General features: G+C 61.2%; 16 protein-coding genes and 1 pseudogene. 6 read left to right on the top strand and 11 right to left on the bottom strand.

The window, feature by feature from the left end; genetic code table 11:
• The first annotated feature begins 287 nt into the window (after positions 1-287).
• Entirely contained in the window at positions 288-551 is a 264-nt protein-coding gene (locus C563_RS21230; RefSeq protein WP_051083506.1) for a hypothetical protein, read from the top strand.
• A gap of 67 nt (positions 552-618) precedes the next feature.
• Here the strand turns inward: C563_RS21230 and C563_RS22590 are convergent, their stop codons facing one another.
• The 4 genes from C563_RS22590 to C563_RS0112855 all read right to left on the bottom strand — a co-directional run bounded on the left by C563_RS22590 (position 619) and on the right by C563_RS0112855 (position 3,439).
• Positions 619-771 carry a hypothetical protein gene (locus C563_RS22590; protein WP_018762471.1) on the bottom strand — a complete coding sequence of 51 codons (153 nt, stop codon included), beginning with the start codon at positions 769-771 and terminating at the stop codon, positions 619-621.
• 192 nt (positions 772-963) lie between these two features.
• Positions 964-1,977 (bottom strand): DUF4192 domain-containing protein, encoded by a 1,014-nt coding sequence (locus C563_RS0112865; RefSeq protein ID WP_018762470.1) that lies wholly within the window; start codon positions 1,975-1,977, stop codon positions 964-966.
• 607 nt (positions 1,978-2,584) lie between these two features.
• On the bottom strand, positions 2,585-2,935 hold the full coding sequence (locus C563_RS0112860) for a DUF3846 domain-containing protein (protein ID WP_018762469.1): 351 nt from the start codon (positions 2,933-2,935) through the stop codon (positions 2,585-2,587).
• Between the two features lie 75 nt (positions 2,936-3,010).
• The gene (locus tag C563_RS0112855; RefSeq protein ID WP_018762468.1) at positions 3,011-3,439 is read right to left on the bottom strand and encodes a hypothetical protein; all 429 of its coding nucleotides are present in this window, start codon (positions 3,437-3,439) and stop codon (positions 3,011-3,013) included.
• Positions 3,440-4,036: 597 nt separating this feature from the next.
• On the opposite strand from C563_RS0112855, the gene C563_RS0112850 reads away from it, so the two are divergent.
• From C563_RS0112850 to C563_RS0112830, 5 genes are all read left to right on the top strand, one after another.
• Positions 4,037-4,468: a LexA family protein gene (locus C563_RS0112850; protein ID WP_018762467.1), complete on the top strand. Its 432-nt coding sequence runs from the start codon at positions 4,037-4,039 to the stop codon at positions 4,466-4,468.
• Positions 4,461-5,759 (top strand): Y-family DNA polymerase, encoded by a 1,299-nt coding sequence (locus C563_RS0112845; protein WP_442852941.1) that lies wholly within the window; start codon positions 4,461-4,463, stop codon positions 5,757-5,759. The genes C563_RS0112850 and C563_RS0112845 overlap by 8 nt, the downstream gene beginning before the upstream one ends.
• Positions 5,760-5,795: 36 nt before the next feature.
• Positions 5,796-6,122 (top strand): hypothetical protein, encoded by a 327-nt coding sequence (locus C563_RS0112840; protein WP_018762465.1) that lies wholly within the window; start codon positions 5,796-5,798, stop codon positions 6,120-6,122.
• Positions 6,058-6,624 carry an RHS repeat-associated core domain-containing protein gene (locus C563_RS22195; RefSeq protein ID WP_081624162.1) on the top strand — a complete coding sequence of 189 codons (567 nt, stop codon included), beginning with the start codon at positions 6,058-6,060 and terminating at the stop codon, positions 6,622-6,624. The genes C563_RS0112840 and C563_RS22195 overlap by 65 nt, the downstream gene beginning before the upstream one ends.
• A gap of 545 nt (positions 6,625-7,169) precedes the next feature.
• Positions 7,170-7,622 (top strand): hypothetical protein, encoded by a 453-nt coding sequence (locus C563_RS0112830; protein WP_018762463.1) that lies wholly within the window; start codon positions 7,170-7,172, stop codon positions 7,620-7,622.
• Between the two features lie 588 nt (positions 7,623-8,210).
• Here C563_RS0112830 and C563_RS0112825 read toward each other — a convergent pair.
• The 7 genes and pseudogenes from C563_RS0112825 to C563_RS0112790 form a co-directional block, all read right to left on the bottom strand.
• Entirely contained in the window at positions 8,211-8,441 is a 231-nt protein-coding gene (locus tag C563_RS0112825) for a hypothetical protein (RefSeq protein ID WP_018762462.1), read from the bottom strand.
• Positions 8,442-8,681: 240 nt separating this feature from the next.
• Positions 8,682-9,152 (bottom strand): hypothetical protein, encoded by a 471-nt coding sequence (locus tag C563_RS21910; RefSeq protein WP_018762461.1) that lies wholly within the window; start codon positions 9,150-9,152, stop codon positions 8,682-8,684.
• The gene (locus C563_RS0112810; RefSeq protein ID WP_018762460.1) at positions 9,145-9,660 is read right to left on the bottom strand and encodes a hypothetical protein; all 516 of its coding nucleotides are present in this window, start codon (positions 9,658-9,660) and stop codon (positions 9,145-9,147) included. The genes C563_RS21910 and C563_RS0112810 overlap by 8 nt, the downstream gene beginning before the upstream one ends.
• A gap of 217 nt (positions 9,661-9,877) precedes the next feature.
• Complete coding sequence (locus C563_RS0112805) at positions 9,878-10,357, bottom strand: DUF4411 family protein (RefSeq protein ID WP_018762459.1); 480 nt, start codon at positions 10,355-10,357, stop codon at positions 9,878-9,880.
• Positions 10,354-11,289, bottom strand: coding sequence for an ImmA/IrrE family metallo-endopeptidase (locus tag C563_RS22190; protein ID WP_155845168.1), 936 nt, complete (start codon positions 11,287-11,289; stop codon positions 10,354-10,356). The genes C563_RS0112805 and C563_RS22190 overlap by 4 nt, the downstream gene beginning before the upstream one ends.
• Before the next feature lie 57 nt (positions 11,290-11,346).
• Positions 11,347-11,529, bottom strand: a pseudogene (locus tag C563_RS23020) (helix-turn-helix domain-containing protein); the annotation flags it as partial.
• 316 nt (positions 11,530-11,845) lie between these two features.
• Positions 11,846-12,436, bottom strand: a complete 591-nt coding sequence (locus tag C563_RS0112790; protein ID WP_018762456.1) for a recombinase family protein — start codon at positions 12,434-12,436, stop codon at positions 11,846-11,848.
• Positions 12,437-12,807 lie beyond the last annotated feature (371 nt).

Raw genomic sequence — 12,807 nt, 5'->3', positions numbered from 1 at the left:
AATCTTCGGAGGAGATCAGCGACGAAGGAGCGCCGGAGAAGAATTTCCGGGCCGCAGGCCCCGACGAAGGAGGGGCTAGAGGGGCCGGAGCGGGCACGTACAATCCGAAGGACAGCAGCCAAAAAACGTCGTAGACACACCAGGTTCAGGGGGTCCGGAGCTCTGCGACGGCACGCCCTGAACCCAACAGCCGGCCGCGAAGCGGACGCCCACCAACTGGTTGAAGCGCAGCGAAAACCAGTGCGAGCCCTGCGAGCATGCACATGTCCCCTGAATGGGGTGGGGGCATGAGCGACCCAGCTCCACGCCTTGGCCACCGCAACGAGGCCCGGCGCGCCGACGTATGGAAGTCACGACGGTCCCGCCGGGTCCTGGTTGTGGTGTTCACCGTTGCTGCCGTCGGGTCGGTGGTGCTGGTGGGTGTGGATCTTGTCGTCGGCCGGCCTGCTGCCGGCGATCTCTTTGTCGCCTTCCTCAACGCCCTCGCCGCTGTGGTCTTATGGCGGCTGTGGCTGAAACGCCGCGGACATGATGAAGGGCCGGCACATTGATGTGCCGGCCCTTCATGGTTTTCCTCGGCAAAAGGAAATCTATGGTGCAGCGTCAGCGCTGCAGTGGTTACGGCTCATCGAGCCGGTGGTCTTCCTGGGGAAAGTCTACGGGGCCGGTCGGTGGGCCGGCGGTGAGCAGCCGCAGCTCCAGGAAGTCTTCGATCGGGCTGGCGTCGGGGGCGACGGTGTCGTCCTCGGTCATGCGGATCTCGTCGGCCACGGGTTTCCTTGCCTGCTGGAGGGCTGATTTCGTCCTTTCACAGTAGTGGCAGTTTCTGCGGGTTGGCTGGAAGTGGCTGCGCCCGCGGCAGCGTCATCGCGGCCGGCGGAGCGCTAGCGGGGGAGGCCGCCGCGCACCTGGGGAAGTCCGACGGGAAAGGCCGGACCCTTTGGGTGGGGCCCGGCCTGTCCGTTAGCGGTTCAGCTGGCGGTTATAGGCCTTTTTCGGGTCTCGTGTGCAGTCTGCCAGCAGGCCGCGGTTGACCAGTTCGGCCAGCAGTTCGGCCAGCCGGTAGTCGGCGACGTCTTCCAGCGCGAGCTTGAAGTACCGGGCGGCGAAGCTGGACTTTCCTTTCAGCCATTCCAGCCACCCGATCAGGCTCAGCATGGGGGCCCGTTGCCCTTCGGGCGTTGCCTTCATCAGCTCGAAGGCGACTTCCTGGGCGGTGTCTACCCGGGCCCAGTCCGGGCGGGTGAGGAAGACGCCCAGCATGACTGAGGTGAACTGATCGGGGGCGTGGGTGATGATGTCACCCATCATGTAGTCCCGGATGGTGGGGTGCTGGAACGCTCCTGCCAGCTGGTGCGCGGTCTGGGTGGTCAAGCTCTTGGGATCATCGAGCACTTTGGCCCACGCCGCGCGGCTGGCTTCGAGGTCTTCAGGCCACCCGTCAGGCTTGTGCGCGGCAATGGCGTCGCGGGCGGTTTCATCCCCGGCGAAGGGTGCCGGTGCGGTGAATCCGTTGACGGCGCTCCCCCGGTAGATCAGGGCGGCGTTGCCGTTGCTGGTGGTGATGGCATCCAGCGTCTGGTCCGGGCAGCAGCTGGTGTCCGTGCAGTGGTAGTTTCGCCAGAGTTCGGAGGTCACCAGCCATGCGTCCTGCAGGGGCATCCCCGCGGTTTCCAGCTCGCTGCGCAGCGCTTCGACGTGGTCCGAGTAGGGTTGCGGTTTTCCGGCGGTGTTCTCGTCGGTGTAGATGACCAGCAGGCTGCCGGTGGCCGCTTCGTCGGCGGTCAGGTAGCTGACGGTGGTTTGGGCGAAGTTCGCCGGTTCCAGCCCGAACGGGGCGTCGACGCGAAGCGTGGCGCCGATCTTGTTTCCCTGCATGGTGATCGCGACGAAGGATTCCTGCGGGGCGAAGCCGAGCGTGTGCGGGATGAAGGCCAGGACGTCGGCCGGGCCGGTGAATTTGATGAAGTCGTTCATGGTGTTGCTCCTTCTTGCCGAGAAGTTGGGTGGGTGGGGCGACCAATGGTGACCGCCGGCCAGCTTCCCCTCTCCCCCCGTTGTTTTTTGGCTGCTGGCGAAGCTTGCGGAGCTGTGCCCGTGCAGGCCCGTCTACCCGCCAGGGCAAAGGGCGGGAAATTCCTGGAGGAAATAAGCGAGGCACGAGCGCCGCAAGGAAATTCCTGGCCTGCAGGCCCCGACGAAGGAGGGGCTAGACGGGGTGGAGCGGGCACGTACGATCCGTAGGACAGCAGCAAAAAACGTCGTAGACAGACCAGGTTCAGGGGGTCCGGAGCTCTGCGACGGCACGCCCTGGACCCAACAGCCGGCCGCGAAGCGGACGACCGAATCGGTGCGAGCCCTGCGAGCACCCTCTTTGTCCAGCAGTCTGTTGGACTCTTTCCGGGGCCGGCCAGGAGGCGGGGCGGGTCCGGGGCGGCAAAGTGATGAGCGCTAGGCTTTCGGATTGGCGGGCCGCCGCCGGTGACCACGGCGGCAGCTGCACCGTGCGGCGGCCCGCCCGACCTTTCGCCAGAACGGGCTGGTGGCCGGGAACTGAGCGGTTCCCGGCCACCATGGTTGCGGTCTAGGCGGAGAGACGGGCGTCGAAGAGTTCCTCGGCTAGCCCGATGAGGTAGTCGGGGACGTCGGCCTCTTCGCCGTGCGCGCTTTGGCCCAGGAAGACCACGTCTCCGCAGAAGATATCGGCGATGTAGAGGCCGGTTTCGCGGAAGAGGTGTCCGGCGCGGATGTTCGCGGGCAGGTTGATGATCTTCCCTTCCTCGTTGAGGTAGGCGTGCCATTCGCCGCGGGTAATGGCTTCGATGTTCCCTTCAACCAGGGCCTGCAGGGTGGGCAGGGAAGCGTCAATAGTTTCGGTTCGGACGGGCTGGGACAGGCGGGCCGGGACGATCAATGCGGTGCAGGTGGTGCTCATGGTCATGCTCCTTTGGAAAAGTTTGGGGGGCTGTACTGCCCGGCTTGGGCCGGGCAGTACAGCGGTGGGTGCTGGTTAGGCGGCGTGGACGGCGTAGGGCATCCGGTACCGGCTGGGCAGTTCCGCGGCGGCTTCGGGCAGGTCGTCCGGTCCGTGTGCCTGCCCGTTCTTCCAGTAGGTGAAGGCGTGCTCGCTGATCGCGTCCCACTGCCGGGCCTTGGTCCGGTAGAAGGTGCACGTTACGTCACCCTCGCAGTAGGTGGCGACGCCGAACAGGTTCCCGATGGTGTCAGCGGTCCGCGTGGCAGCGACCATGACGTATGGCCACTGGCCCAGGTCCCAGCCCTCGTGGCCCCAGTTGGAGAGCACGGCCCAGCCGTGTTCTTCGATGAGTTCCATCCACTCGTAGCCGCCGTTCAGGTGGTAATCGCCAAGGACGGGCACCCCATCGACGGTTTCCCCGGTGTCCTTCAAGATCACCGTCTTCTTGGTTACTGCGTTCATGTTTTTGTCCTTCTTGCCGAGAAGTTGGGTGGGTGGGGCGATCAATGGTGACCGGCCAGCTCCCCTCTTCCCCCGTTGTTTTTGGCTGCTGGCGAAGCTTGCGGAGCTGTGCCCGTGCAGGCCCGTCTACCCGTAGGGCAAGGCACGGAAAATCTTCGGAGGAAATCAGCGACGAAGGAGCGCCGGAGAAGAATTTCCGTGCCGCAGGCCCCGACGAAGGAGGGGCTAGAGGGGCCGGAATTCGCAGCTCTGCGACGGCACGCCCTGAACCCAACAGCCGGCCGCGAAGCGGACGCCCACCAACTGGTTGAAGCGCAGCGGAAACCAGGTGTTTGCCTCCCGATATGGCGGCCAGCTGACATTCCCCTGGTCCTGTCCATGGTTGGGGGCAAGTCGGGTTATCCACGGCTGGCTTTTTGGGAGCCACGGGGAAGCTCCCGTCGGTAGTCGTAGCGGTGGATAACCCTGCTGGAATTGTCCCCGGCTGTGGGCAGCGGCCGCTCCCCCGCTGCAGCAGGTCAGCGCATTTAGTTGCCCTGTCGTAGGCGAGGGGTAGCATTGAGATTCAATCGAACAAATATTCGAATCAGGTGTGTTGTGGGCGTCATTGTCGGTCCCCGTGTGATAGATGCGGGCGTTTCGTTGTTGTCGGTGCTGGTCTCTCCGATGCCCGTCGCGGCGGGGTTTCCGTCGCCGGCGCAGGACTACTTTGACGGCCGCATCGATTTGAACGCCCATCTGATCAAGGACGTCACCGGCACCTACGTGGTGCGGGTGTCAGGGGAGTCGATGGAAGGCGCCGGGATCAGCGACGGGGACGAGCTGATCGTCGACCGGGCGTTGGAGCCGCACGACGGTTCCGTGGTCGTCGCGGTCCTGGACGGGGAGCTGACGATCAAGCGGCTGCGGATCACCCCGACAGGGGTGATCCTCCAGGCGGAGAACCCGGCCTACCCGGACATCGCGGTTCCGGCCCTTTCCGATTTAAGCATCTGGGGTACGGCGGTCCGGTGTTTGCATCATGTCTAAGCCTGCACTGATGCGGCACATGCCGCAGATCGCTCACGTGGACGTGAATTGTTTCTATGCCTCCGCGGAGCGGGCGTTCGACCCCTCCCTGGAGGGGAAGCCGGTGATCGTGCTGTCCAACAACGACGGTTGCGCTGTCACCCGTTCGCCGGAGGCCAAGGCCCTGGGGATCGCGATGGGTGAGCCTTGGTTCAAGCTCGCTCCGCGGGCGAAGGAATGGGGCCTGGTCGCGCTGTCCAGCAACTACGAGCTGTACGGGGACATCAGTGCCCGGGTGATGGAGTTGCTGGGCCGGTACTCGGCCTGGCTGGAGGTCTACAGCATCGACGAAGCCTTCCTCGGCGTCAAAGGGACACCTTCCGAGCTGGCTTCGTTGGGCACGTCGATGAAAGCGGCCGTCCGGCGGAACGTCGGCGTTCCAGTCTGCGTGGGGATCGCGCCCACGAAGACGCTGGCGAAGCTGGCCAACAAGTGGGCGAAGAACAACAAGGGCTTTGCCGGGGTGTGTCATTGGGATTCCGTCCCGGCAGCGGAGCGGGAGGCGTTGTTGGGCCGGCTGTCCGTTGAGGAGGTGTGGGGCATCGCCGGCAGGCTGACGAGACGGTTGAACGGGATGGGCATCTTTACGATCGCTGATCTGGTTCGGGCCGATCCGGTGGCCATCCGTGACAAGTTCAATGTCGTGGTGATGCGTACCGTCCTAGAGCTGCAGGGTACGCCCTGCATCCCCATGGAGGAGGAACGGATTGGGCGGGACCAGCTGATCTTTTCCCGGTCGTTCGCCAAGCCCATCACCACCGCGGCGGGGATCCGGCAGGTCATGAGTGTGTACGGGCAGCAGGCCTCGGCGCGGCTGGCCAAGCACGGGCTGCAGGCGAAGGTCCTGACGGCGTTCGCCGGCACCTCGCACTTTAACCCCAAAGACACCTCGTACCCGTCGGTGTGTGTGCCGTTGCCTATGCCCACGGCTGATCCGGTGATCCTGACCAAAGCCGGTCACGCCCTCCTGCCCAGGATTGTCGAGGGCGTCCGGTACGCCAGGGCGGGGATCATGGTCACTGACCTGCGCCCCAGCGGCAACCAGGCACCCCTGTCCCTGTTCGAAAACCCCCACGAGGAACGGCACATCGGGACCCTGCTGGAGGACGTCACCCGCCGCTACGGACGCGGGTCCATCGGCCTGGGCCACGGCGGGATCCGGGGCGGCCCGGACTGGACCATGAAACGGGACATGCTCTCCCCCAGATACACCACCCACTGGGGCGAGCTGCCCCTCGTCAAAGCCGCCTGACCAGCCCTTTGCACCATCCAGGAAGACAACAAGCTCATGACCATCACCCCAGAAGCTCCTACCCTCAACGCCCCGGTGGACGTCCGCTTCACCAAGGCCGGCACTCCCCTGGCCGTCCGGTACGACGGACGGATCTGGGCCGTAACCGAAGAGCCTGTCCACTGGTTCACCAGGGACTCATGGTGGGAGACCCGCCGAAGCGTTCCCGCGGGTGTCGGGAACGTCGTCGACATCGAACACTGGCGGGTTCAGGTTCGCCTTACATCGACCTCGGCGCTGCGAACCTTCGAGCTGCGCCGTGACCCGCTGTCGGACCAATGGCTGCTGGCCACCATCACGGATACAGGATCGGCCGCGGCCTAAGCCCCCTGCTGGACTGCACCCGGCTCCCCGCCACTACAGCAAACCAGTCCAATCCCGAACCGGCTCAGCCAGCTTGGAGGCGGGGGCCAGCACCTCGGCCCCCGCCTCCAGCTCCCGCGGCCGCTTCACCCAGCCAGACCCCTCAGGACAAGAACAAAACCGCTACGCGTACGCAGGAGGCAACCCCGTAAACGGAGTGGATCCGTCGGGTCTCCTTTTGACGCCGTCACCAGGTGCATTGCTAGGCGTTGTGCTGTCGACCGTCGTGGGCGTGGTTGGAGTCATTAGCCTCTGTGGAGTAACGGCAGGGTTCGCGTGCGCCGTGGGAGCTGGCATAGTCGCGGGTGGTCTAGCCGGAGCCATAGGATCGGGCACAGCCGCCGCGGTGCAAGGTCAATCCAGTGAGGCAATTCAGGACGCAATGTTCAATGGTTTGGGATTTGGATCGGTCACCGGCGGAATTGGTGGTTTTCTTAAAGGTCTTCCAGGCCTGTTCAGCTGAGAAAGGTCGGAATCAACTGTGAGACGACGGGCTAAATAGATATGGGCAGTCGCTCTCGTTGCGCCTTGTCTGGGTGCGCTGGTGGGGTACGTACTAGGCGGAGCAAACGCGGCGCTCTTGGGCTTTGGTTCTGCTCTTGCACCAATCATTGTGATGCACATTGCGTGGAGGACCGAGCCCCGCGACGGTTCGGAATCGCTAAGAGAGGACGAGGCCGAAGGCGATGAAGAGCATCGCTGAAGAGGCATCCAGCAAAGGGTATTTACGGCGTGCCCCGCTCTTCGTTGCACGATCGAAGATCGGGGCACTGTTTTGTGGGAGGTCCCCCATCTCCCAGATCTGGTACACCGGCCTGGTCCGTACTATGGGCCGGGCGGGGGGTGTCCCACTTCCTTAGAACCGGAACATCGCTACTGTGGACGCTCCCTGAGGATCGGATTGTTACCACTTCGCCGCCTTATAAGCCGCTAAACAGGAAAAGCCTTGGTGGCGACGTTCGGTGAGGGGACTCCTGGCCCCAATGGTGGAGAATGTAGCCTCTAACCATGGCACTCCTAACGACCAGGCAGAAGCAAGAGCTCATCAAGCCTGTGCTTCTGTTTTTCCTGATCGCTGGATTCATCGGTGGTCTATGGGAGGGCAATCCCGTAGCTATCGCCATCCTGGTTGTAGTACTGCTCCTGGTCGGTCTGTGGATCTTCTTCAAGATCCGGAAAGGCCGAAGGATCGCCGCTGCCAAGACCGAACGCGCACGGCGGCAGGAGCGCCGGCACACGGAGGCCTTGGCCGAAGTGCAACGGCGGATGATTGCCAAGCCGGCTCGACCGAAACAGGAGCAGGTCACAGTCAAATTCAAGATTCCGGTCATGTCCGATGACACTCTGGATTCCCTCACAGTCCGAGTGATGGAGTACTACGCCCAGCGCGACGGCACCATCCCGATAGCGGAGGCCAAGGCAATGGCGGCGAAAGCTCTGGCCGAGCAGCAGGCTGGATAGTCTCCGCAGCCAAGCATTAGACGAAAAAGCCATGGGCTAATTGCCGGGGCTTTTTTGGTTTCACGAACAATGTTTCACAACTTGTCCACAGGCTAGGCATTTGTGGAATGCGGGGATATGTCAGCATGCTCGTTATGCTTGTTTCAACCCTACTTCCAGGGCTGCACTTTCGCCGCGTGGCTCAGACGGTGACGGTGCCGGGAGGAAGGGGAAAGCATTGGTTACTAAACGGAAGAAAAATCTCGGGCAGTCTGACTGGGAAAAGAAAACCGCGACCACCGTACAGCTTGTTCAGGGCTGTGTACGACTGATCGCGGCAATCACAAAACTGGCTCAGATGCTTGACGATTGGACTCTCTAAAGGCCAATCCCCTAGGACGTCCCCGGCTGCAACCGGGGGCGTTCCTTCTTAACGGGGCTTCGGTGGACTCCACCATAACCCCCTTAGGACATCCTCAGGGTAACACCCATGTAGTGCGTTTCTTAAAACAATTTCCAAAAAACTACTCACCTATGCTCCTTGGAAACTGGGATCCGTAAGCAACGATCTCCATAACGCAGGATTCCATGAGCCCATACGCCCATGAGTTAGGGAAAGCTTTTTAGTTCGTGGTCTCTGGTCTCCAGCGCAGCGAGGATCTGACGCGCGGCGTCTAGGTGTTCCACCGCTTCATTCACCGGCCGCCGCGCAGGTCCATAGGTCTGCTCCGCGTCACGCTCCGGTGCCAGCCGATCATCTGCCGCCAGGTCGGTCAGCCTGTCCTGGACATCCGGCAGCAGCGGGTACAACTCACCTTCGGTTGCATTGTCTACGCTCACTGCTCAGCTCCCATCTTCAGGGTGCCTTTTCGTACAAACCATGCGGTTAGGCTGAGTACCGCTAAGCCATTCGAGACGGGCGGCTTCCGCCGCCACCCCCGTACGCGGGCGTCGCCAACGAGAACTGGTACCGTTGCCGACCTCGACAGAGCAACGGCGTTCTTCGTCAGGCTGGGTCTTCTAACCTGATGTGCCGGACCGGCAACCCCAGCCATGGGAAAGCTGAAGACGATGAGCAAACTATTTCCACAGCGTAACCGCACGGGCAGCATCACCGTCGCTGGCAACGCCTTGCTCGAAAGGGTCACCTATACTGACGACGCTTTCAGATGCACCAAGAGGTTTTGCCGCTGAGGGGTCAAGCTTCAGCGTCTCAACTCGTTCTACGTAGCGGGGCTCGGCGAGCATGTTCGTTAATGCCGAAAATCCTGAACCACTTCCACCGAGGTTGACGGTTTTGCTTCTGAAGGTCTGAGCTAAGGTGATTCTCTCTGCCACCTCAACCGCGACAACCGAGATCTTAATCCGTTTGAAGCCTCCTAGGACCTCGCCAGTCTCAGGATCCTTGATACTGTCTGTGGTCGTGTCAAGCACATTGAAATACATGCCCTTTTCAACGCCGTGATCGGAACCGCGATTAAGTATTAGTTCTCTGTCGCTGACGATCTCAGCGACCTTTCCGGTGATCTTCTCGGCCTCTTGGCTATCCATCCCAGTTTCCTTCCTGCACAAGTTGTTCCAGTCGTCGTTTGCCGCTCTTGCGGGAATCGATTACACGGTCGGCTATGTCTGGGGTAACGATGTTCCAGTTCTCCACGGACCTTGCGAGCCGTTCGTCTTGGTTCCTCAGCGTCTCCTGAGCAGAGAGCAGGTGGATCGCCTGCAAACCCTTACTCGTCTCCGTCGACGCAGCAGTAATAGAATCTCGTGCTCTTTCGAGGTCTGCCCTCAGGTCGAGCAAAATCACTATGGAATCGCTGGCCGTCCGAGAGTGATCTATGGGCTTCGACGACGGAGAGAAGAGAGTGCCGATGAGCGCACCAGCCACGGCCGCAGCTCCCAGCAGGAGCCCATTGCCAAGACTTCCCGCCGCTAACACAGTTGCGACTACTACCAGTCCAGCCAGACCACCACCCCACCAGAAACGCGGACCGAAGTATAGGATCGAGTTTCTGAAGACAATGCCAGGGCGTTCGCTGGCCGGATCGTTAGTCTTCATTGGTGAATCTTCTCATTTTCCCTAAGTCTGCAGCCTCAACCATCTACCCGGCTGGCGCTGTCGCCCCTGACTCAACTGGTTCATGTGAACTTACCTCGTGGGGCCCGGTGAGGGATCCCTTGTTGGACACCGGCAGACAACACCGAATCAAGACTCCAAGGCAATGGACTTAGATTGAGCGTTGGAGATCTCCAGAGGTCAGCTATGGTATGAGGTCTCACCCTACGATCCAGTCCTCGTTTCGAATGAGGTCGATCAATTTACCATGGCCTATTTGGCGCTGGGCACATACGTACGGAATTTTCGGCTTCGCAGGACCGCCGTTGGTTTCCCCCGAGATAACCATCCCAGATTCCACTTCCGCTACTGCGATAACGAATGGGTCGGCGCCGTTCTTACCACCCTGAGTCGACCACTGAGGGAACTCGGCGCCAATCTGCCCTGCGATAGCAGCAACTGCCACTGTGGTCTGATACATGCTCTTATCGCGACCCATGCCCTCTTCCTGACACCATTCACGAACCGGAGCGTCCACAGCGATTGCCTCTGCCCACGCTTCCTCAGAGATGTGCAGGCGGCCCTCCCCGATTAGGACGTCGATACGCTCCCACAACTGCGGGAAATGCCGGCGAGGGTAGAAGCGCTCGATACCATCGATTAGCGCGCTGGTGTCGAGTGAATAGGTGGGTGCGGTCACGCGAGAACCTCCGCTGAAGCGACTCGTTCGATGAGCTTTGGAATTTTGTCGTACGAGACGTCAAGCAGGCGGGCAGTGTCCCTTGAACTCAATGCGCCTTCGTTGTGCGCACGAATCATGGATGCAATGAATGGGCGACCGAGGTCACGAACCTTGAGCTGGTAGTAGATTGGGGCATCCCGCCCCACTCGGGCGTCCTTCTCGTCCTGTTTGTGCCGGTCGTAAGCCGAGCGGAATTCCCCGCGGAGCGAGGAATAATCATCCCAAGTAGCCAGACCGAGATGGATCATTCTGATAAGGCCTGCTTCGGCACTCGCACCGAATCTATCTGACAGAACTCGAAGATCGTTGTAGGAGGTTGGATCGATTGTTAGCCTTTCCGCTACAGAACGAAATGACCTCCTGGGCATTAGGGCGGCCGCGGCGACTTGGTCGCAGAACCTCTCCTCAGCAACCGACGACTGACGGCTAAGATCGCATAGCCCGCTATGCCTCAGGCCTAGGTGAGCGAGCTCGTGCAAAAGCGTAAACACCTTGCCCCGCGGCCAATCCGCGCCGTTTATAGCGATCAACGGCGCTAGTTCCGCAGCTATCGAGAAACCCCGCATTTCGCTAACCGAAACGCGTTGGACTTGGATGACGAGGTATCCACGATCTTCGACCCGACGTACAAGCTCACGGAGTAGTTCCTCGGGTTGAGACCAAAGGCGTTGCGAGAAATCGATGAAGCCAAGTTCATCACGCAACTGTTGGCCTGCGTCTTCAGCCTCCAAGCGGGCTATATCGATAGTGCGGAGTGGTGGAAGCGCTACATCCCCAAGCTCGTCCTGGATGTCTTGAAGAGCCTCCTGTTGGCCCTTCGCACGGAGAATTGCTCTCCTGAGCGGAGCTGATTCTTCCCCCTCTGTTTCCGGCCTGCGAAAGTCAGGCAAATCGAAAACAGCCTCCTCCTGAAGCGGAGCAGGAAGAAACAGGGCAGCTAGCGGGCGGTTATAGGCCTCAGCGGCATGCCGAAGCTGGTTGATAGTGGGTTCAACCTGCCCTAATTCCCATTGCCCAATGCGGTCCTCTTGGACCCCAATGCGTCGGGCAGCCTCAGCGCTCGACAAGCGCGCCGACTGCCGAGCCCAAATAAGAACATCGGGAGATACGGCGAAACGACGCGGCTTCACGTTGCACCTCCCTTTCCCATGCTCGGATCCTATCGGTTATACCCACTGGTTCGTTCCCTCAACCCGCGCGTAAGCCGGTCGATCACCGCTGCACCAACAGGGCATTCCAAGAGGCGCCGTCACTGGGCACATCGGAGTACGTATGACCGGCCCGCAAAACTGCCCGGTGAAGGTGCCCTATAAGCTTCATTCCCGTCCCACTTCCTTAGAAGTGGGATGCCTTCCTGGGACGCTCTCCCGTCCATCCGGTTCCTGGTAGCCATTGCCGGCTGCGTAACTTTGGCGGCCCATAAGCTGTCCCAAAAGCACGTGCGCGTCAGGCGGCTTCGGATACGACCTCTGGGACGTCGTTCCTGCTAAGAGTCCGAGTCAGTGATGAAACGCTGACACTGAGCCGCTCTGCCGTTTCCTTCAGAGTCTTTCCTTCCTTGCGCAGCTGCCGGGCCGTTTCCAGTTTCCCTGGCGTCATCGACCGCGGACGGCCGCCGAGCCGGCCTCGCGCTTTAGCTGCGGCAAGCCCAGCCTTCGTCCTTTCCGACAGCCGTGACCGTTCGTATTCCGCTAGGGAGGCAAACATGTCGAAGATGAGCTTGCCGTGGGCGCTAGTCGTATCCAGCCAGGGTTCAGCCAGGGAACGGAAGCCTATCCCCCGCTGACCCAGCACTGTGACGATGTCCGCAAGGTCGGAGGTGCTACGGCCAAGCCTGGTCAGGTCCGCGACCAACAGAACGTTTCCCGGCTGCAGATAATCCAAGCAGTCCTTCCACCAGGCCCTTGCCTGGGTAGCACCGGACGCGTACTCCTGAAAGACACGGACTGCTCCCGCCGCCACCAACGCGTCCACCTGCGAATTGAGCGATTGACCACGGGTACTTACCCTCGCGTAGCCAACTATGTTCCTGGACACGTCAAAAACCCTTCCATCGCCCAATTGACCGATTTTCTTTTCGGCAATCAGTTTTGACCAACGATAGGAGCGCATTTCGGGATTTTTTGGAGTCTTGCCGACGCGCAGTCAGAAACGGTTGTTATTGACCTCAGCGCGGGGTCGTCTGCATTCAGAACCTGGGACAGGAAGGCATTTGAAGCTGGCCGGCTGCGTCTTTCCCTGAATTGGAGAGTGGTTTGCTCCCGGGAGTGTGGAATCCCCGGGAGCTTGGGGCGGGATTAGTGGCCTTCCGGGCCGCCGGTTTCGGTGGCGGTGATGGTGAAGTTGGTGTCGAGCTTGACGGTGGCATGGGTGTTGTCGGACTTGGTGATGTGGGCTTCGTAGGCGGC

This window comes from Arthrobacter sp. 135MFCol5.1 (assembly GCF_000374865.1).
In the GTDB taxonomy this organism is placed as follows: domain Bacteria; phylum Actinomycetota; class Actinomycetes; order Actinomycetales; family Micrococcaceae; genus Arthrobacter.
Note: the sequence above shows the minus strand (reverse complement) of the source record. Positions and strands in the feature narration are given on the sequence as shown.

Excerpts from the sequence above, each read along its gene's own strand:
- C563_RS21230 (WP_051083506.1), top strand. The coding sequence starts at position 288 with ATGAGCGACCCAGCTCCACGCCTTGGCCACCGCAACGAGGCCCGGCGC.
- C563_RS0112865 (WP_018762470.1), bottom strand. The coding sequence starts at position 1,977 with ATGAACGACTTCATCAAATTCACCGGCCCGGCCGACGTCCTGGCCTTC.
- C563_RS0112860 (WP_018762469.1), bottom strand. The coding sequence starts at position 2,935 with ATGAGCACCACCTGCACCGCATTGATCGTCCCGGCCCGCCTGTCCCAG.
- C563_RS0112855 (WP_018762468.1), bottom strand. The coding sequence starts at position 3,439 with ATGAACGCAGTAACCAAGAAGACGGTGATCTTGAAGGACACCGGGGAA.
- C563_RS0112845 (WP_442852941.1), top strand. The coding sequence starts at position 4,461 with ATGTCTAAGCCTGCACTGATGCGGCACATGCCGCAGATCGCTCACGTG.
- C563_RS0112840 (WP_018762465.1), top strand. The coding sequence starts at position 5,796 with ATGACCATCACCCCAGAAGCTCCTACCCTCAACGCCCCGGTGGACGTC.
- C563_RS0112830 (WP_018762463.1), top strand. The coding sequence starts at position 7,170 with ATGGCACTCCTAACGACCAGGCAGAAGCAAGAGCTCATCAAGCCTGTG.
- C563_RS21910 (WP_018762461.1), bottom strand. The coding sequence starts at position 9,152 with ATGGATAGCCAAGAGGCCGAGAAGATCACCGGAAAGGTCGCTGAGATC.
- C563_RS0112810 (WP_018762460.1), bottom strand. The coding sequence starts at position 9,660 with ATGAAGACTAACGATCCGGCCAGCGAACGCCCTGGCATTGTCTTCAGA.